Source organism: Falsihalocynthiibacter sp. CO-5D18 (assembly GCF_041205445.1).
Classification (GTDB): Bacteria; Pseudomonadota; Alphaproteobacteria; order Rhodobacterales; family Rhodobacteraceae; genus Falsihalocynthiibacter; species Falsihalocynthiibacter arcticus.
This window is the reverse complement of the sequence record NZ_JBGFCF010000003.1, coordinates 135540-154412: the sequence shown is the minus strand read 5'-3', so window position 1 is coordinate 154412 and position 18873 is coordinate 135540. Positions and strand designations below refer to the sequence as shown.

Below are 18873 nucleotides of genomic sequence, written 5' to 3'. Positions count from 1 at the left end.
ACGAGATGCCTTTTGGAATCGCTCCACGGGCGATGGGATGGCCTATCAGTTTCTAGACCAAGTTTAAACCACACAAGACAAGTGTCGCGTTATTCAACCGCTTTAAAGAAACGGTCGCCGCGCCATGTCCAAAATGCAAACAACGATTTCCCTGCCGACGAGAAAACAATCCGATCTGCACGACCAACCAGATTTTCAAACGGTACCATACCAACACCACCAGCATTCTGCGGAACGCGGCTATCACTCGAATTATCGCGGTTGTCACCCATAAAGAAATAATGCCCTTCGGGTACAATAGACGCTTGCGTATTATCCAACTGTTGATCGGTGAAATTCAAGATTGAGTGGGTCACACCGCCGGGAAGCGTTTCAAGGAATTTATCTTTCACACACTCGCCGTCAGGGCCGGGGCGAGTAATACATGCAGGCAAATTACCAGCGGAGCCTTGTGGCGCATAGTTTTCTACAAATAGGCCATCAGGAACCTGAACCGCCTCTTCGTCGTTGATGAACACAACACTATCGATCACTTGAACCTTGTCGCCAGGAAGGCCGATAAGACGCTTAATGTAATCCACGCCTGATGTCGGGTGGCGGAACACAATCACATCGCCGCGATCGGGTTCAGATCCCAAAATGCGCCCCGTAATCGGACAGGCAGAAAAGGGGCAGGAATAGCGCGAATACCCATAAGCCATTTTGTTCACAAATAGGAAGTCACCGATTAAAAGCGTGTCTTTCATCGAGCCCGACGGAATCCAAAATGGTTGAAAAAACAAGGTCCGAAAAATGCCCGCGATGATCAGCGCCCAAAAAACGGTTTTCACAGTTTCCAGAATGCCGTCTTCTTTTTTCTCGATGGTTTTCATTTTCGTGCCTGTTCTGTTCAAAATATCTTAGCGCTACATGCGGCCCGCGCGGTTGAGTGTCAAGTTTTAGCCGCGTTTACACATTATTTGGGTGTGCTTCGATCACAACGAACGCCTGTGCCCAAGGGTGGTCGTCGGTTAAGGTGACGTGAATGATCGCCGTGTGTCCCGCGGGCGTCATTTCCGCGAGCCGCTCTTTGGCCCAACCGGTTACTTCCATCACCGGTTGACCAGTGCGAAGATTGCTCACGGCCATATCTTTCCAACTGATGCCCATGGCAAGCCCCGTTCCGAGCGCCTTGGAACAAGCTTCCTTGGCAGCCCAGCGCTTGGCATAAGTGCCAGCAACATCGCGCCGTCGCTCAGCTTTTCTTTGCTCAACTTCGGTAAAAACGCGATTTTTAAAACGGTCGCCGAACCGATCCAAAGTCCCTTGAATACGCTCGATATTCGCGAGGTCGCTTCCGATCCCCAGTATCATTGGGGCACCACTTTGCCGTCACTTACCACAATGCAATCGCTCAAGCTCTTGCCTCGTCCATCAACCGCCGCATTTCCGCCATGGCGGGCGTTAGGCCACGAAAGATGCTCTCACCGATCAGGAAGTGGCCGATATTAAGCTCGACAACCTCGGGGAACGCGGCAATCGGTTTGACGGTTTCATAGGTCAGCCCATGGCCCGCATGCACCTCAAGACCCAGCGAATGGGCAAACTGAGACATTTCCCGCAAGCGCTCAAGTTCAACATCGCGAACGTCAAAGCGCCCTTCGGCGTGGGCATCACAATAGGCGCCAGTGTGCAGCTCAATAACGGCTGCACCAATGCGGTGGGCCGCTTCGATTTGACGTGGCTCTGCGGCGATAAAGATAGAAACGCGACAGCCCGCATCCCGCAAAGGAGCTATAAAATGCGCCAGTGCATTTTCCTCGCGGGCAACTTCGAGCCCCCCCTCAGTCGTGCGTTCTTCGCGTTTTTCCGGCACGATACAAACGGCATGCGGTTTGTGACGAAGCGCGATATCTTGCATTTCTTTCGTCGCGGCCATTTCAAAGTTCAACGGAATCGAGAGCGCTTCCATCAACCCGTCAATATCGGCATCACCAATATGGCGGCGATCTTCGCGCAGGTGTGCTGTGATGCCGTCGGCACCCGCTTGCTGTGCCAAAACTGCGGCGCGTACGGGATCAGGTGTGTCCCCGCCGCGAGCATTACGCACCGTCGCGACGTGGTCGATATTTATACCTAATCTAAGTTTCTCTACTTGCGCCATTTCGTGATTCCCTAAACCGATTTACGCAGCACGTTAACGAGATCAAGCCGAGCCGTCAGCCTTCTTTGCCGCCTTCTTGCGCAACTCATCAAGTTTTTTCTTAAGCCGCCCACGCCGACGCTTTTGATAGACCGCGATCAAGGGCACCGAAAGGTAGTACACAACCACACCAGAGATGATCCCTGGGATAATACCACCAATCAAATACGGTAGGAACAAGGAGTGGTAAAACCCATCAATACTGGACCAATGCGGCTCTGCATCGGTAAAAATTGCCCAAATATTCGTTTTAATTTCTCGGCCTACTGCCGAAAACCTCGCCAAAAGATCCGCTTGGTCGGGCTGACGAAACGGGTGGCCCAGCATCCATTTTCCAAGTTGAATGCAGAGTGGTGCGATAATTGGAAAGGTGAGCGGATTGCCGAAAAACGTGCCCAGAAGCGCGGCCATAATATTACCGCGCATAAGTTTGGCCAAAATCACAGCAATCAGAAAATGCATGCCAAACAATGGGGTAAAGCTTGTGAGAACACCTGCGAACAACCCGCGCGCAATTTTATGCGGGGGGTCGGGTAGCCTGTGAAGCCGATGCCGAACGTAGCGAAACGCGCGCGACCAGCCGCCCTTGGGATAAAAGAAATCCGCGACGGCCTGCCATATGGGGCGTCTATCACGGCGTTTAAAAACCAAGTTGCGTTCCTCTGTCTTAGCTCTAGGCCGGTTTACGCGACGGATCGCGATGACGTTTCAAAGAAGCAACGTTCTCTTCGACCTCTAAGGCATTCATCACCATGTGCAAGTGTTCAGCGTCCCGCACATCTATATCTATCAGAAGGCGGAAGAAATCTGAATTCTTGTCCGAGAAGTGCATATCCGAGATATTTGCACCTTGCGCTCCAATTAGTGTGCACATGCGTCCCAGCACGCCAGCGTCGTTGGTAATGGTAATATTTATCGTCACCGTATGCACGGCGGGGTGGCGCCCAGAGTGCCAATGAAGATCAACCCACCGATCAGTTTGCTCTTCATATTCGGACAACACCGGACAGTCGATGCCGTGCACAACAACACCTTCGCCACGATATGTGATCCCGACGATGCGCTCGCCCGGAACAGGCTGACAACATTTCGCGCGGCGAAAACTTTGCCCAGGGGACAGGCCGACAACGGCGCGCGCCACGTCAATTTCATCACCCGAACTAGCCGCTAGTTCAGGGAAGACGATGGAAACGGCGTCACTTGCGGAAAGTTCGGCACTGCCCAAACGTGCGAGAAGTTCTGAAGAATTCGCAAGGCCAAGCTGGACCGCGGCGCGCTGCAACGTTTTTTCTGTGGCGCGCTTGCCAATATGATCAAACGCAACGCGGGCAAGTTCTCGCCCGAGCTTAATAAACCGATCCCGATCTTCGACGCGAAGGCTCCGACGGATTGCGGCGCGGGCCCGTCCAGTGACCGCAATATCCAACCAAGTCGCTTGCGGGCGTTGACCCTCGGCCGTTATAATCTCAACCGATTGTCCGTTCTTAAGGCGTGTCCAAAGCGGTACGCGTAATCCGTCCACCTTGGCACCCACACAACTATCGCCAATGCGCGTGTGGATGGCATAGGCAAAATCAAGCGGTGTCGCGCCACGAGGTAATTTCTCAACCGCGCCTTTTGGTGTAAAACAAAAGACCTGATCCGAGTACATTTCGAGCTTCACATGCTCTAGAAATTCGTCGTGATCCTCGGCGTTGGAAAACCGCTCGGCAAGGCCGGAAATCCATTTCGCCGGATCGATGGCGAAGGGGTTTTCGGTGCGCACACCATCGCGATACGACCAATGCGCCGCGACGCCGCTTTCGGCAACATCGTGCATTTGGCGACTGCGAATTTGAACTTCAACGCGCTTGGCGTCCCGCCCCGAGACAGTGGTATGAATCGATCGGTAACCATTTGATTTTGGCTGACTAATGTAATCTTTGAACCGTTCAGGAACCGCGCGCCACCGTCGGTGAATAGCCCCCAAAACCCGATAACAATCTGCGTCTTGCCGCGTAATAACGCGGAAACCATAGATGTCGGAAAGGCGCGAGAAACCTATGCCCTTTTCCTCCATTTTTCGCCAGATTGAGTAGGGTTTTTTCGCTCGACCATAAACGTCGGCCTCTATTCCCTCCGCCTCAAGCTCCGTACGAATGTCATGGGTAATTTTTTGGATCACGTCGCCCGTTTCACGCTGCAACATCACAAAGCGGCGAATGATCGAATTGCGCGCATCGGGGTTGAGTACGCGGAAAGCCAAGTCTTCCAACTCTTCGCGCATCCATTGCATCCCCATGCGGCCTGCGAGGGGGGCAAAAATATCCATGGTTTCGCGCGCTTTTTGGGCCTGTTTTTCTGCGCGCATCGCCTTGATCGTCCGCATATTGTGGAGACGGTCTGCGAGTTTAATCAGGATGACGCGCATGTCCTTAGACATCGCCATAAACAGCTTGCGAAAATTCTCGGACTGTTTGGTTTCACTGCTGGAAAGCTGCAAGTTGGTCAGCTTGGTAACGCCGTCCACAAGCTCGGCAACTTCCGTTCCGAACAGTTCCTGAATTTCTGAATAGGTGGCTTTGGTGTCTTCGATCGTATCATGCAGCAGGGCGGTGATGATCGTGGCATCATCCAATTGTTGCTCGGTTAAAATTGCGGCAACAGAAACGGGATGTGTGAAATATTCCTCGCCCGACTGACGCATTTGACCGACGTGCATCTCGCGGCCATAGGCATAGGCCGCGGCGATCTTGGCTTCGTCAGTGTTTGGATTGTAGTTGCGGACCAGTTGGATCAGGTCGTCGACTTCGATCATCCAGTCCGCCTCTTTCGCGTCTTGCTTATTGCTGCCCTTGCGCTTCCATAAGAGCGCGCAGCAAGTTTTCTTCAGACATATCGTCCTCAGCTGGTTTGTCAGCAGGCTCAGCCCCCATCAACAACGCCATATCGTCAGCTTCAGGCTCATCGACTTCGATCTGAGTTTGGTTGCTCTCGATCATCCGTTCGCGCAAATCCTCAGCGGACTGTGTCTCATCTGCGATTTCACGCAGCGCAACCACGGGGTTTTTGTCATTGTCGCGATCAACTGTGATCGCAGACCCAGCCGTAATTTCACGTGCGCGATGGGATGCAAGCATCACCAACTCAAAGCGGTTAGGAACTTTATCAACGCAATCTTCAACCGTAACGCGGGCCATGGGCACTCCAATGCAAATCGGGGTTTAGAAGAGGTCTATTTAGTAGCTTGACGCGGCAATGACAAGCCCGAAAACCCTAGGTTCTAAGGGGAATAATAGCGGATTTTTCGCTTTCTGATAGAGCATTCAGCATCTCGGCGACTGATTCGCCTGTCACGGGGTGTTTCCAAGTCGGAAAAACGTCGTTTAACGGCACCAGAACGAAGGCGCGATCCTGCAGCCGTGGATGGGGCAAGATGAGTTGGTCCGGCGTCAGTGCTTTTTGCCTCTCCATTGGCAAATCCCGCCAGTATGAGAAGGTTTCCACATCAGGTTGAATTCCGTCTCCCCATGCGATGAGATCAATATCCAAAGTGCGGTCAGCCCACCTGCTTTCACGCGTACGATCATGTTTAGCCTCGATAGCGTGCAACCGGCTCAGAACCTCTCGCGCGATAAGTGGCCCCGAGACCACGGCAACTGCATTCACAAAATCCGCCCCCTGATTCGCGGGAAAAAACGGTGAGTGATAAAATTGGCTGGTTTTTTTAAGAGTTATCCCTACGTCACCTAAATCAACCAAGGCGCGCCGCAATCGCTCTAGCGGTTGAAATTGCGGCGTAATAACGTTCGAACCCAAGGATACTATGCCTATTGTTTCAGCATTGTGACACTCTGTGGGTTGCGGCATTCGTTAAAATCCTTAAATTTACATAACCTTTGCTCGCACAATATCCTAATCACTCACTCACGGAAACCAGAGCAAAGTATTTTTGGAAGGACATATTTTATGTTTTATCGAGACGAACGACTGGCGTTGTTCATTGATGGCTCGAATCTGTATGCCGCTGCTAAATCACTTGGGTTTGACATTGACTATAGACTCTTGCGTCAAGAATTTATGCGCCGGGGAAAACTACTTCGGGCCTTTTACTACACGGCCCTGCTTGAAAACGACGAATATTCGCCCATTCGTCCGCTCGTAGATTGGCTTCATTACAACGGCTTCACGATGGTGACAAAACCGGCGAAGGAATATACTGATTCCATGGGGCGCCGGAAAGTCAAAGGCAACATGGACATCGAACTCACTGTTGATGCCATGGAACTTGCACCACATGTCGACCATGTTGTTCTCTTTTCGGGGGACGGTGATTTTCGCCCCCTCGTTGAGAGCTTGCAGCGTCAAGGCGTGCGTGTTTCGGTTGTTTCGACAATCCGCAGCCAACCTCCGATGATTTCGGACGAGTTGCGTCGTCAAGCCGACAACTTCATCGAACTTGATGAGCTTAAGGATGTGGTTGGGCGCCCACCTCGTGAGCCCAACTCTGAAGAAGATGCGGCTCCGACGATGATGGCAGAGCAAGAATAAACTGAACCGGGGTCCATTGGGCCCCGGTTTTCGTTTCAAGCTGATGCTTTTTACCCACGCGCCTCTTTACCAATAACGCACGAACGCATACCTCTGGGAAATCAACCAATGAGGCTCCCATGCAAAAACCTCCCCTTACCCTTTATCTTGCCGCACCGCGCGGATTCTGTGCGGGGGTTGTACGTGCGATCAAAATCGTCGAAATGGCCCTCGAAAAATGGGGCGCGCCCGTTTATATGCGCCACGAGATCGTCCACAACAAATATGTTGTAGATGAGCTTCGGGCCAAGGGGGCCGTCTTTGTCGAAACTCTGGCGGAATGTCCCGATGATCGTCCCGTTATCTTTTCGGCGCATGGCGTTGCAAAATCCGTACCTGCCGCCGCCCAAGCCCGCGACATGTTGTTTGTCGATGCGACCTGCCCCCTCGTGAGCAAAGTTCACATTGAGGCCGAGCGCCATGCCGAACGCGGCTTGCAAATGGTCATGATTGGCCACAAAGGCCACCCCGAAACCGTCGGTACAATGGGGCAATTGCCCGAGGGCGAAGTGCTCCTTGTGGAAACTCCCGAAGACGTTGCGCACCTCGTTGTGCGCGACGCTGAAAAGCTGGCCTATATTACGCAAACAACGCTCTCAGTCGATGACACGGCCCTCATCGTAGAAGCCCTCAAAACGCGCTTCCCCGCCATCATTGCCCCCCACAAAGAAGACATCTGCTACGCCACGACCAATCGCCAAGAAGCGGTCAAGGCGATGGCACCAAGTTCGGACGCGATCCTTGTAATCGGCGCTCCAAACAGCTCCAATTCCAAACGCCTTGTAGAGGTTGCAGCAGCAGCTGGCTGCTCCTATGCGCAACTTGTTCAGCGTGCCCATGACATCGATTGGCGTGCCCTTGAGGGCATCAAGTCGGTCGGCGTGACGGCAGGTGCGAGTGCGCCGGAAATTCTGGTCAATGAGGTCATCGACGCCTTCAAAACCCGCTATGACGTCACCGTAAAATTCGTTGAAACAGCCGAAGAAAACGTTGAGTTTAAGGTCCCCCGCGTGTTGCGCGAGGCCGTGTGAGCGTCGACAAAGAAACCCTCGCCGTCTATGAAGCCCGCGCCAGCGACTACGCTAAAATGGTGGAAACAGACGCGCCCTTCCCCGCCCTAGACGCGTTCATTGCACGACTGCCAATGGGCGCAACCGTTTTGGATTTGGGATGTGGCTCAGGGCGCGCATCGGCCCGCATGATCGCCGCAGGTTTGAACGTCGACGCCCGCGACGCAAGCCCTGCCATGATTGCACAGGCACGCGCACTTCATGGTGTTGAAGCGCAACTCGCGACCTTTGACGACATTTCCGGCGATGATATTTACGACGGCGTTTGGGCGAACTTCTCACTTCTCCACGCCTCCAAAGCTGATTTACCACGGCACCTCGTGGCCCTCCACCGCGCCCTAAAACCCACAGGGCATCTGCATCTTGGAATGAAAACCGGAACAGCAGAAATTCGCGATGGCATTGGCCGGTTTTATGCGCTTTATACCCAAGAAGAACTCGACCACATTTTAACAAACGTCGGCTTTCAAATCTCGCGCTGTGCCTTTGGCCAAGACGTGGGACTGGATGGCGTCACTGCACCTTGGATACTTATAACCGCCCATGTCTGAACTATATGCTTATACCGACGGCGCTTGCAGTGGAAATCCAGGGCCGGGTGGCTGGGGCGCTATTCTCATTGCCCGCGAAGGCAAAACCGTTGTCAAAGAACGCCCTCTTTGTGGCGGGGCCGCCGATACCACGAACAATCGCATGGAACTTATGGCAGCGATTAGCGCCCTCGAAGCGCTGGAGCGTCCGTCAAAGCTTACCCTCGTGACCGACAGCAATTATGTCAAAGATGGCCTCACGAAATGGATCTTTGGCTGGAAGAAAAACGGCTGGAAAACTGCGGCCAAAAAACCCGTAAAAAACGAAGACCTTTGGAAGCGTTTAGACGCGGCAAACGCCCGTCACGACGTTTCGTGGCAATGGGTTAAAGGCCACGCGGGCCACCCAGAAAACGAACGCGCCGACGAACTTGCCCGCCAAGGCATGGAACCTTTCAAGAAAAAGCGCTAGATTTTCGGGCCTAGATCAGCACTTCTGGCAGGGTAAGGCCGCGCAAAATATCGGCTGGAGACATGGGTTTTTTACCCTGTCTCTGCGCCAAAAGGATTTCAACCGCCCCCGTCGCACAGGCAATTGTCATACCGTCCAAAACTGTTCCAGCAGGGGCCGCACCCACTTTCGTACGAGATGCTAAAAGCTTGAGGCGCTCGCCGCTCACGTCGCACCATGCTCCCGGAAAGGGCGACAAACCACGGATTTTACGGTCAACCTCTTCGGCGCTTTGGCCCCAGTCAATCCGCGCTTCGGATTTGTCGATTTTCGAGGCATAGGTTACGCCAATATCAGATTGCGCAACGGCTTCAAGTTTTGGCAATTTTTCGAGTGCGGTCACAATCAGGCGCGCGCCTATTTCGCAAAGACGGTCATGCAATTGCACGGTCGTTTCCTCGACACCAATGGCCGTCGCTTCGCGCAACAAAACCGCGCCGGTATCAAGGCCCGCGTCCATCTGCATAATGCATATGCCCGTTTCTGGATCACCCGCCATAATCGCCCGATGGATAGGTGCCGCTCCGCGCCAACGGGGCAAAAGCGACGCGTGAATATTAAGGCATCCCTTTTTCGGCGCATCCAAAATGGCTTGCGGCAGGATTAATCCATAGGCAACCACAACGGCGATATCCGCCCCAAGCGCCGCAAAGTCCTCTTGGGCTTCGGGCGTTTTGAGGGAAACAGGCGTGCGCACCTCAAGGCCAAGGACTTCCGCTTTTTGTTGCACGGGGCTAGGACGGTCTTTTTTACCACGTCCGGCAGGGCGCGGTGGCTGGCAATACACTGCGGCGATCTCGTGCCCCGCAGTAACCAAAGCCTCAAGGACGGGAACCGAAAATTCTGGTGTCCCCATGAAAATAACGCGCATAGCAGTGTCCTCTCGCTAGCCTTGCAGTTTTTTGGCCTTGCGCAGCAGCATGTCTCGTTTCATTTTTGACAGGTGGTCAAAATACATTCTACCATTCAGATGGTCGATTTGATGCTGAACCGAAGTTGCCCAGACGCCCACGAAATCACGCTCTTCTTCAAGGCCTTCGGAATTCAAAAATCGCACAGTCACGGCGCGTGGCCTGGTGATCGTCGCCGAAACGCCGGGCAAATTTGGGCTGGCTTCTTCGTGGTCGCGCATCTTGCCACTGGCATGCAAAACCTCGGGATTGGCGAGCAAAACAACCTGCCCCCGTTCCTGAGAGCAATCCACAACGGCAAGGCGTTGCAACACGCCGATCTGAACGGCAGCAAGCCCCAAACCGGGCATCGCTTCCATTGTCTCAACCATATCAGCCCAAATGGCACGGGTGGCATCGGTAATTTCGGCCACCGATTGGGCAACGGTGCGCAGGCGTTTATCGGGCCACGCAACGAACGGGCGAACACTCATTCGCGCGCCCTCTCACGTTTAAGTTTCTGCATCCGACGCGTGATCATCTGGCGGCGCAAAGGCTTGAGATAGTCAATGAACAATGTACCATTCAAATGATCAATTTCATGTTGCACACAGGTCGCCCAAAGCGCATCAAACTTCGCCTCACGTGCGGCCCCTTCGGCATCGATCCATTTCACGCCAACTTCGGCGGGGCGTTCAACATCGCCAAATTGCTCGGGAATCGAGAGACAACCCTCTTCATAGGTGTTGAGCGCCTCTGATTTCCACACCACTTCAGGGTTGAACATAATCATAGGTTCGGGGTCTGCGCCGTCTTCCTTTACGCAATCCAAAACGATCAAACGTTTTAAAATGCCGATTTGCGGCGCGGCAAGGCCAATACCGGGCGCGTTATACATCGTGTCAAGCATATCTTCCGCGAGGGATTTCAACGCTGGCGTGACGGTTTCGATGGCCTCAGCAGTCTTTTTGAGGCGCGGATCGGGATGGATAAGAATTGGACGTATGCTCATATTTGTCATTTAGGGCATGATGCGCGCCGTTGCAATCTTTCTACCCCCTTGCAACTGCCTTTCATTTCGATAGCTTTACAAAAAACTGGAAACGTCAAGGAACCAAAATGAAATTTGACACCATAATCGATCGACGCGGCACCCATTCCTCAAAATGGGATGGCATGGAAAAGATATACGGCGTGTCGCCAGAGGACGGTTTGTCAATGTGGGTCGCCGATACCGATTTTCGACCCCCAAAATGTGTCGGCGACGCGCTTCAGGGAATGATTGACCATGGCGTTTTTGGCTATTTCTCGGATGAAACTGACTATCGAGCGGCAATTTGTTGGTGGATGAAAAACCGCCATGGCTGGAGTTTTGATCCCAAAGCTATTTTTACAACCCATGGCCTCGTGAACGCAGTTGGTATTTGTTTGGAAGCTTACACAGCTCCAGACGACGGTGTGGTAATTTTCACCCCCGTTTATCATGCTTTTGCGCGGATCATTTCCGCATCGGGCCGCAAAGTGGTTGAATGTCCTTTGGTGGATAACAACGGTCGCTATGAAATGGATTTTGCGGCCTATGACGCCAAAATGACTGGCAAAGAAACCATGTTGATCCTCTGTTCGCCGCACAATCCTGGGGGGCGTGTCTGGACGCGTGGCGAGTTGGAAGCCGTGGTCGCATTTGCTATCCGGCACGATCTTACGCTTGTCTGTGATGAAATTCACCATGACGTGGTTTTTGACGGTGCAAAACACACGGCAATGCCGTTGATTGAGGGGGTAACGGATCGTCTTGTGATGCTGACAGCCCCGTCAAAAACCTTCAATATCGCTGGGGCCTACACGGGCAACGCAATTATCGAAGACCCAGATTTGCATCAGAAGTTTGCCGCAAGAATGAGCGCGCTCAGTCTGTCGCCAAATAGTTTTGGCCTTGTCGCGACAACGGCCGCCTATTCACCAGAAGGGGCCGAATGGGTGGATTCACTTGTGGCCTACATTGCTGAAAATAAACGTATTTTCGACGAAGGCATCAATGCGATTCCGGGCCTAAAATCAATGCACCTCGAAGCGACATATCTGGCTTGGGTCGATTTTGCTGGTACGGGAATGTCGATGAGCGAAATTTCGGAGAGGGTGGCAAAAGTTGCCCGCATTGCCACAAATCAGGGGCCCACATTTGGTACAGGGGGAGAGGTTCACCTGCGGTTCAATATCGGAACGCAGCGATCCCGCGTTCAAGAAGCGGTATCGCGGATGCAAGCGGCCTTTGGGGATTTGCAATAGGTTGGACGGGCGTGGCAAGTAAGGTTGCGCCCTCCCCAATGCTATCTAGCGTGAACGATCAAGGCGACGGGGGCGTTATCCGAGACAGCAAAATCAAGCGCGGCCCGATCTGCGGCGACGGTGGCGCGCTTAAAATCAAAATGGATTTCATCGTCATGCGTTTCTGAAGCGACAATCAGACATTGATACAGGTGCCGACTTCCATCAAAAACATCCACCAACCCACGAATATGCGGCGCGTTTTTTGCCTCCAAAGAGAAGCCACGATCCCAAAACTTAAGAATCGGGAAGACATCCGGCCCCGTGTGCACACACAAACGGCTCCGCTTTCTTAAAGCGGCCATACGGGCCCGTTCAAGACCTTCGCGCACTTCTTTGGGTAGAAAATCAGACATCACAACTCCGAGAATCAAATTACGACACAGCGCCGCTTCCGTTAAGAATGCCACAGAGGACGTGTAGGTCAAGTTAACCTTAACCCTCAAAACTGTTTCCCCTAGGTGTTGATGTCTTCGACCAAATCAACACCAGTTACAGGGCGCAGCACATGCGGCATGGTGGGATCATAAAGGGCGGAATCCTTAAAGTCGCGCACTTCTCCAAGGGCTGGACCAACGAGAATAAGGGCGGTTCGCGTAATTTTCGCAGCACGGACCTTCTTGCGAATATCCGCCAAAGTTCCGCGCAGCATCATCTCGTCGGGCCAGCCAACGCGATACGCCACCACCACAGGACAGTCTTCGCCGTAATGCGGCACCAAAACCCGTTCGATTTCCCGCATATTACGGACCGCCAAATGGATCGCCAAAGTGGCCCCCGTACGGGCAAAATTATCAAGAGTTTCGCCTGCAGGCATAGAGGTCGACTGCATCGACATCCGTGTCAAAACAATGGATTGCGCGATTTCAGGAATAGTTAACTCTTGACCAAGGGCGGCGGCGGCGGCGGCATAGGCTGGCACACCCGGAATGATCTGATAATCGATTCCATCGGCTTTCAATCGCCGTATTTGCTCGGCAATCGCCCCGTAAAGCGACGGATCGCCTGAATGAACCCGCGCGACGTTTTCGCCCCGTTTATGGGCCGCCAAGATTTCGGCGTGGGTGTCGTCCAAGGTCATTGGCGCTGTGTCCAAAACGCGTGCGCCTTCTGGGGCACATTCAACGACCTGTGGCGGCACCAGCGAACCCGCATACAAGCACACGGGACATTCACCAATCACACGCGCGGCTTTTAGGGTCAAAAGTTCCGGATCGCCGGGGCCTGCCCCGATAAAAAAGACTGTCATATCACACTACTTTCTTGGCTAAATCGCCGTCAATTTTTCGGGCATAGCCACGGGGAGTATACATGCGCGGGCCTTCGCCGAGTTGGGCGAGTTTTGAGTTGCTAGAGCCCACCAAAACCACGGTCAACATATCCACTTCGTCCACTTCCAAATCCGCGAGTCGTCTGTAGCGCACGTTTTCTTCGGGGCGTCCCAATGAACTGGCGAGCATTACGGGTGTGTCTGCGGGGCGATGTTTGAGCAGGATATCGCGGGCTTCGGCCAACAGGGTACGTCGGCGCATTGAGACGGGATTATAAAACGCGATGACAAAATCACCCTCGGCTGCGGCATGAAGCCGTTTCACGATATCTTCGCGGGGGGTGAGCAAATCCGAGAGCGAGATCGCGCAGAAATCGTGGCCAAGAGGAGCTCCTGCGCGTGCGGCGGCTCCCTGAAGCGCCGAAACGCCTGGGGTTGAGACAACATCGACGCGGTGGGCTGCATCGCTTACGCCCATCTCATCAGGGCCGCGATCCAAGAGTTCAAACACCAAGGCGCCCATGGCGTAAATTCCTGCGTCGCCGGAACAAATCAGCGCAACATTCTTGCCCAAAGCAGCCTGCTCAAGCGCGAAACGACAGCGATCTTCCTCGCCGCCAAGCGGGAAATCCGACCGTGTTTTGCCAAAGGCAAGCGGCCCGAGCAGATCGATATAAAGACCGTAGCCCACGAGTTCCTCGGCTTCGGCGACAAGGCGGCTGGCCTCTGGCGTGCGCCAACTGTGTTGACCCGGACCGATGCCGATTATCGACAGGCGACCACGGGAACGGCCAGCGAACTCAATAATCGGGTCTTCGGCCCGCGCCAAGGCGCATGTCGCATTCGCCGTTTTTTGTTTCGCAACGATCAACTCGCTTATGGCTCCAGCCGCGGCCAATGCAGCCCCCTCGCACACGCCATGACAGCCGACTTCGGCAAAGACCACGTCGGAAGGATTTTCGAGCCGTGGGCTTTGGGCCTCAAGTTCGGCAGCCGTGAACAATCGCAACGGCACACCGAGGCGCGCAGCAACAACATTCATCGCGGGTTCGTCTCCCTTGAGGTCGATGGAATTCACACAGGCAATCGCCCCTTGCGCAATCCCTTCGCGCGTCAGGGTTTCTGTCACCAACGCCCACATTTCCTCTGGATCGGCGTTTCGCGCACATCCAAGGCCCAGCGCAAAACGTTGTGGATGGTAAACCAGCTTGGTTTCATTTCCGTCAACCGGAGCTTCGGTCACGTAAAGCTGAACCGCGCCGTCAACGTCATTCTCAAGGTCGAAAATCGCTTCGCCCTGACGCGAGGCCGTGGCGCCATTCAAAAGCGCCGCCATAACGGATTTCGCGTCTTGCGGATTGGCCAAACGATAGCCCGCGGGCGGCGCATCAAGGGCGACTCCCATAGCCACATCGCCCGCCGTTGTGACCGCGGCATGGCTGTTAAGGGCCGTTGCAATTTGTTGCGTCAACCGATTGGCCCCGCGATGCCCACCCAACAATGGCACGACAACGCTGCCATCATCCGCGACCGAAATAACGGGTGGCTCGGTTGTTTTATCGGCCAGTAATGGCGCCACCGCACGGATAAGGATACCGCTCGCACAAACGCCGACAACTGGGGTGCCACTGGCGAAAAGCGTGCGCACATGTTCCAGCGCATCGGCGAAAAATGCATCGGCCTTTGTCACGCGATCTGCGCGGCCATGTACCGCCGCACCAAGGATTTCAGCTACACGATGCGCCGTTGCTTCGCCAGATTTAGAGAGGCAAACTACAACAGGGTTCGGGGTGGATTTGGGGGAAGTCGTTAGAGCCATGGATCAGCTCCCTTCGTCAGCAAAATCATTGAAAAATAGGGTGCGTTTTCGGGCGCATCCTTGAGCGGAACGACCACTTCTTGGGGAAGGCTCGCACGCTCGATATAGGTGGCTTGGGCAAGCAGGCCCAAATCGGAGATCACGTTGCGAATTTTCGCAAGGTGCCGTCCGACTTTCATAATCGCGACGCTTTCCGCGCCTTCAATTCGCAGGCGTAACTCGGCCTCGGGCAGTGGGCCGGGCAGAATCGTAACCCGTTCATTACGCGCCGCCAAAGGCATTTTTGCCCGCGCAGCACAGGCCGTCACACTGGTCACACCTGGCACAACTTCGCATTCAAAACGGCCGGATAAGCGCGCAAAAAGATACATAAAGGAGCCATAGAAAAACGGGTCCCCTTCGCACAAACACACAACATTGCGCCCTTGCTCAAGCTCTTTGGCGATTTGGGCGGCCCCCTCATCATAGGCTGCTTGGGCGGGGCCGCGTTCAACCGTCATCGGCACATCCATGACGATTTCATGGGCGCCAGCGGGGATGTATTCAGCCGCAATCGATCGCGCGAAACTCGCCCCACCCGCGAGCGCGGGATAGGCCACAACTTCGGCTGCTGCAATGAGTTTTGCCGCACGCAATGTCATCAGTTCTGGGTCGCCCGGACCCAGCCCAACTCCGTAAAGTTTTCCGGTCATCGTTTAACCAAACTCAACTGTGTCACGGGCATCAGTGGTTTCCAGCCGGTATGCCCAGAGCCTTCGCCCCCAAGTGTCTGAACGCGATGCACAGAAAGCTTCACCAACTGCCCACCAAATTCCTTGTAAAGCGACACGAGTATGGCCTCACTCTCAAGCGTCACCGCATTGGCAACCAGCCGCCCCAATGGACGCAAAGCACTCCACGCGGCATCAAAGGTTTCGCGGCTTAACCCCCCGCCGATAAACACCGCATCTGGAGCGGGGAGATCCGCGAGAGCTTGGGGCACACGCCCGTCCACCAATTCTAGTTTCGGGACGCCCAGCGCCAGCGCATTCGCCGCCGCCATCGCGCGTCGATCCGCCCGTGGCTCAATCCCGATGGCCCGCGCATAGCGCGCCGACCGCATCCACTCAACGGCCACCGAACCACAGCCGGTTCCCACATCCCACAACAACGCGCCGCGCATCGGCATCAGTTTGGACAAGGTTGCCGCACGCACCTCTTGCTTAGTCATGGTGCCATCGTGCTCAAACATATCGTCCGCAAGGCCCGGAACGCGTGGAAGAAGTGCCGCATTCGGTGCCGCCACACATTCAACCGCTAGCGTGTTAAAGGGGGGCACTTCGTGATCCCAACTCGCGGCAACCCCTTCGAAACGTTTCTCATTTTCGCCACCCATTGCCGCCAAAACAACCATGCGACTGCGCCCATAACCACGCGCCGCCAGGAATTGCGCGATTTGCGCGGGCGTTTCCGCCCCCGTGGTCAGGATCAGCAAGCGTTGATCGGGCTGAATAAACGCGATCATCTGTTCCACAGGGCGACCATGCACCGTCAGCGTTTCCAAATCGGCCATGCTCCAGCCCATCCGCGCCGCAGCAAGTTGAAACGCGCCGACTTGCGGATGATAGGTAATTTCGCTTGGATCGATTGAGCGCCCAATCCGTGCACCAACGGAATACCAAAGCGGATCACCCGTCGCCAAAACGACAACGCGTTGCCCCTTGTGGGCCTTCAGAACGTCGATCAACGCATCAAATGGCGAGGGCCAAGCCACACGTTTTGCCGATCCAACATTTGCCAAAGCTTGATGCCGATCACCGCCGACGATGACCTGTGCCGCCTCAACAACCGCGCGTGTTGCGGGGGTAAGTCCTTCCAATCCGTCTTCGCCAATTCCGACGATATGGAGCCAAGCACTCATGTCGTAACCTCCGGCAATCCCGCGGCGAGCGCATTCACCGCAGCAGAGGCAATAGCCGATCCGCCACGACGTCCGCGCAGCGCGATAAATTCACATCCACGTGGGCGCGCAGCGAGTTCCGCTTTACTTTCCGCAGCTCCCACAAATCCCACGGGAAATCCAAGGATAACAGCGGGTTTTGGCGCGCCTTGATCTATCAACTCAAGCAAATGGAAAAGGGCTGTTGGCGCGTTGCCAATCGCGACCACAGCGCCGTCTAGGTGTTCTAGCCAAAGCTCAACCGCCGCCGCCGACCGTGTGTTTTGGATGGCCTGCGCACGATCAGGAACCTCTGCATTGTTTAGCGTCACAATCACCTCATTGCCAGCAGGTAAATACCGGCGAATGATCCCCGCCCCAACCATCTCACAATCGCACAAAACTGGCGCACCGGCCTGTAATGCGGCCTGCCCTGCCGCATAAGCATTGGGCGAAAACGCAAGGCGATCCGCGACCTCGATCATACCACAGGCATGAATAATGCGGGTCGCAAGGGCCGTCATGCCTGCGTCAAAGCGCTCCAAACGAGCCTCCTTGGCGACGGTTGCAAAACTCTGCGCATAGATTTCGGCGGGCGCGCGCTCATACCTGAGCGCAGGCCGAGCAGAGTGGCCCGCTTGCGGGCTCGATGATCGGTCTTCCCCCCTCATTTCTTGCGTGCGCTTTCTGGCCCATGCGGGTGTTTGGGATGCGGGTATTCAGCGTGAACATGGTCGTGCGTGTGGGAATGATCATGCGCATGGTCGTGGTCGTGGTCGTGGTCGTGGTCGTGGTCGTGGTCGTGAGTATGATCATGCGAATGGGCCAACATTTCCAACCGACATTCCCCCGTACAGAAGTCAGCGCACAACGCACAATCCTCGACATTACTGCCTGGCGCATTGGCCCCTTGTCCCTCAACGTGGTGATGGTGGCTTTCCTGAACCGCGCCAACCTCGGCTTCAAAACCCAAGACTTGCGTGCGGTATTTGCACGTTCCACACGTCGGCGGAACGATCTCCCCGAGCTGTTCGGTTACACGCTCTGCAAAGGTTTCCAACACTTTTGCATGGTCATTCAAATACCCAGCTTTCACAAACTCGATATCAGGATGCGCGGCGGCAACTTGGTCCGTAAAGCCGTAAATACGGTCGATTAAAATTCCGGTAAACAAGAAATACGGAAACACAATAACCCGCTTGTACCCAAGCTTCGCCACATGCGTCAGGCAGGGTTCCACTAGCGGGAATGTCACGCCGGAATAGCCAACTTCGCACCAGCCAAACCCCATGCCTTCCCACAACATCCTTGCGATTTTGCTCACATTTCCGTTGGCATCTGGGTCGGACGCGCCGCGCCCGATCACAACCAGACAGGTTTCCTCCAGCGGCACTGCACCCAGTTCCGAATTCGCCCGATCTACCGCTTCCTGAATACGCTCGCCTGCGGCTGCGATCATCTTGGGATCAACGCCAAGTTCGCGGCCATAGGAAATTTCAACGCCGTGTTTTGCGGCATAAGTATTCAGCACGGTCGGAATGTCATTCTTGGCGTGCATCGCGGCAAAAAGCATTCCCGGAACCGCTACGATCCGGTCACATCCGCCAGCCCGCAAACGATCAAGACCATCGCGGATTACAGGGTTTGCGAACTCAAGATATCCGTAGTCCACCATCCAATCTGACGGCAACAACGCAGGAAGCTTTTCGGCCAGAACCGCAAACTGGTCCACGGCGGCTTGGCTGCGCGACCCATGGCCGCAAATCATCACACCTACTTTTGACAT

Annotated in this window: 22 protein-coding genes; 5 read left to right on the top strand and 17 right to left on the bottom strand. The window is 54.7% G+C overall.

All coding sequences use genetic code 11. The features are described 5' to 3' along the window. Positions 1–89: 89 nt before the first annotated feature. From lepB to folK, 7 genes are all read right to left on the bottom strand, one after another. A complete protein-coding gene (gene lepB / locus AB9F27_RS05505) occupies positions 90–872 on the bottom strand; it encodes a signal peptidase I (RefSeq protein ID WP_039001825.1) in 783 nt (260 codons plus the stop codon). Between the two features lie 76 nt (positions 873–948). Then, positions 949–1353, bottom strand: coding sequence for a holo-ACP synthase (gene acpS / locus AB9F27_RS05500; RefSeq protein ID WP_335583776.1), 405 nt, complete (start codon positions 1351–1353; stop codon positions 949–951). Between the two features lie 40 nt (positions 1354–1393). Further along, positions 1394–2143: a pyridoxine 5'-phosphate synthase gene (locus tag AB9F27_RS05495; RefSeq protein WP_335583777.1), complete on the bottom strand. Its 750-nt coding sequence runs from the start codon at positions 2141–2143 to the stop codon at positions 1394–1396. A gap of 42 nt (positions 2144–2185) precedes the next feature. Next, positions 2186–2833: a DUF2062 domain-containing protein gene (locus tag AB9F27_RS05490; protein ID WP_039001822.1), complete on the bottom strand. Its 648-nt coding sequence runs from the start codon at positions 2831–2833 to the stop codon at positions 2186–2188. Between the two features lie 22 nt (positions 2834–2855). Continuing rightward, positions 2856–4979 carry a bifunctional (p)ppGpp synthetase/guanosine-3',5'-bis(diphosphate) 3'-pyrophosphohydrolase gene (locus AB9F27_RS05485; protein ID WP_335583778.1) on the bottom strand — a complete coding sequence of 708 codons (2124 nt, stop codon included), beginning with the start codon at positions 4977–4979 and terminating at the stop codon, positions 2856–2858. A gap of 25 nt (positions 4980–5004) precedes the next feature. Beyond that, complete coding sequence (rpoZ, locus tag AB9F27_RS05480; RefSeq protein ID WP_039001820.1) at positions 5005–5361, bottom strand: DNA-directed RNA polymerase subunit omega; 357 nt, start codon at positions 5359–5361, stop codon at positions 5005–5007. Positions 5362–5437: 76 nt separating this feature from the next. After that, the gene (folK, locus tag AB9F27_RS05475; protein ID WP_335583779.1) at positions 5438–6031 is read right to left on the bottom strand and encodes a 2-amino-4-hydroxy-6-hydroxymethyldihydropteridine diphosphokinase; all 594 of its coding nucleotides are present in this window, start codon (positions 6029–6031) and stop codon (positions 5438–5440) included. A 99-nt stretch (positions 6032–6130) separates the two neighbouring features. On the opposite strand from folK, the gene AB9F27_RS05470 reads away from it, so the two are divergent. The 4 genes from AB9F27_RS05470 (at position 6131) to rnhA (ending at position 8823) form a co-directional block, all read left to right on the top strand. Next, positions 6131–6712: an NYN domain-containing protein gene (locus AB9F27_RS05470; RefSeq protein ID WP_039001819.1), complete on the top strand. Its 582-nt coding sequence runs from the start codon at positions 6131–6133 to the stop codon at positions 6710–6712. Between the two features lie 119 nt (positions 6713–6831). Further along, positions 6832–7782: a 4-hydroxy-3-methylbut-2-enyl diphosphate reductase gene (gene ispH, locus AB9F27_RS05465; RefSeq protein ID WP_335583780.1), complete on the top strand. Its 951-nt coding sequence runs from the start codon at positions 6832–6834 to the stop codon at positions 7780–7782. Beyond that, positions 7779–8372 carry a class I SAM-dependent methyltransferase gene (locus tag AB9F27_RS05460; protein ID WP_335583781.1) on the top strand — a complete coding sequence of 198 codons (594 nt, stop codon included), beginning with the start codon at positions 7779–7781 and terminating at the stop codon, positions 8370–8372. Before ispH ends, AB9F27_RS05460 begins: the two co-directional genes overlap by 4 nt. Next, the gene (rnhA, locus tag AB9F27_RS05455; RefSeq protein WP_335583782.1) at positions 8365–8823 is read left to right on the top strand and encodes a ribonuclease HI; all 459 of its coding nucleotides are present in this window, start codon (positions 8365–8367) and stop codon (positions 8821–8823) included. The genes AB9F27_RS05460 and rnhA overlap by 8 nt, the downstream gene beginning before the upstream one ends. 10 nt (positions 8824–8833) lie before the next feature. Here the strand turns inward: rnhA and fmt are convergent, their stop codons facing one another. Genes fmt through def (AB9F27_RS05440) form a run of 3 tightly spaced genes read right to left on the bottom strand, consistent with a single transcriptional unit; the run spans position 8834 to position 10764 of the window. Then, on the bottom strand, positions 8834–9733 hold the full coding sequence (gene fmt, locus AB9F27_RS05450; protein WP_335583783.1) for a methionyl-tRNA formyltransferase: 900 nt from the start codon (positions 9731–9733) through the stop codon (positions 8834–8836). Positions 9734–9748: 15 nt separating this feature from the next. Beyond that, positions 9749–10246, bottom strand: a complete 498-nt coding sequence (gene def, locus AB9F27_RS05445) for a peptide deformylase (RefSeq protein ID WP_335583784.1) — start codon at positions 10244–10246, stop codon at positions 9749–9751. Next, positions 10243–10764, bottom strand: a complete 522-nt coding sequence (gene def, locus AB9F27_RS05440) for a peptide deformylase (protein WP_335583785.1) — start codon at positions 10762–10764, stop codon at positions 10243–10245. The genes def (AB9F27_RS05445) and def (AB9F27_RS05440) overlap by 4 nt, the downstream gene beginning before the upstream one ends. A 107-nt stretch (positions 10765–10871) precedes the next feature. Here def (AB9F27_RS05440) and AB9F27_RS05435 point away from each other — a divergent pair, with 107 nt between their 5' ends. Beyond that, entirely contained in the window at positions 10872–12041 is a 1170-nt protein-coding gene (locus AB9F27_RS05435) for a MalY/PatB family protein (RefSeq protein ID WP_335583786.1), read from the top strand. Between the two features lie 41 nt (positions 12042–12082). Here AB9F27_RS05435 and AB9F27_RS05430 read toward each other — a convergent pair whose 3' ends face one another. From AB9F27_RS05430 to AB9F27_RS05400, 7 genes are all read right to left on the bottom strand, one after another. Continuing rightward, a complete protein-coding gene (locus AB9F27_RS05430) occupies positions 12083–12436 on the bottom strand; it encodes a hypothetical protein (RefSeq protein ID WP_335583787.1) in 354 nt (117 codons plus the stop codon). A gap of 101 nt (positions 12437–12537) precedes the next feature. Further along, the gene (gene cobM, locus AB9F27_RS05425) at positions 12538–13329 is read right to left on the bottom strand and encodes a precorrin-4 C(11)-methyltransferase (protein WP_335583788.1); all 792 of its coding nucleotides are present in this window, start codon (positions 13327–13329) and stop codon (positions 12538–12540) included. 1 nt (position 13330) lies between these two features. Beyond that, positions 13331–15169 (bottom strand): precorrin-3B C(17)-methyltransferase, encoded by a 1839-nt coding sequence (gene cobJ / locus AB9F27_RS05420; protein WP_335583789.1) that lies wholly within the window; start codon positions 15167–15169, stop codon positions 13331–13333. Beyond that, positions 15160–15861 (bottom strand): precorrin-2 C(20)-methyltransferase, encoded by a 702-nt coding sequence (gene cobI / locus AB9F27_RS05415; RefSeq protein ID WP_335583790.1) that lies wholly within the window; start codon positions 15859–15861, stop codon positions 15160–15162. The genes cobJ and cobI overlap by 10 nt, the downstream gene beginning before the upstream one ends. Further along, positions 15858–17069 carry a precorrin-6y C5,15-methyltransferase (decarboxylating) subunit CbiE gene (cbiE, locus tag AB9F27_RS05410; RefSeq protein WP_335583791.1) on the bottom strand — a complete coding sequence of 404 codons (1212 nt, stop codon included), beginning with the start codon at positions 17067–17069 and terminating at the stop codon, positions 15858–15860. Before cbiE ends, cobI begins: the two co-directional genes overlap by 4 nt. Further along, complete coding sequence (locus AB9F27_RS05405) at positions 17066–17758, bottom strand: precorrin-8X methylmutase (protein WP_335583792.1); 693 nt, start codon at positions 17756–17758, stop codon at positions 17066–17068. The genes cbiE and AB9F27_RS05405 overlap by 4 nt, the downstream gene beginning before the upstream one ends. Continuing rightward, positions 17755–18873: a sirohydrochlorin chelatase gene (locus tag AB9F27_RS05400; RefSeq protein ID WP_335583793.1), complete on the bottom strand. Its 1119-nt coding sequence runs from the start codon at positions 18871–18873 to the stop codon at positions 17755–17757. Before AB9F27_RS05400 ends, AB9F27_RS05405 begins: the two co-directional genes overlap by 4 nt.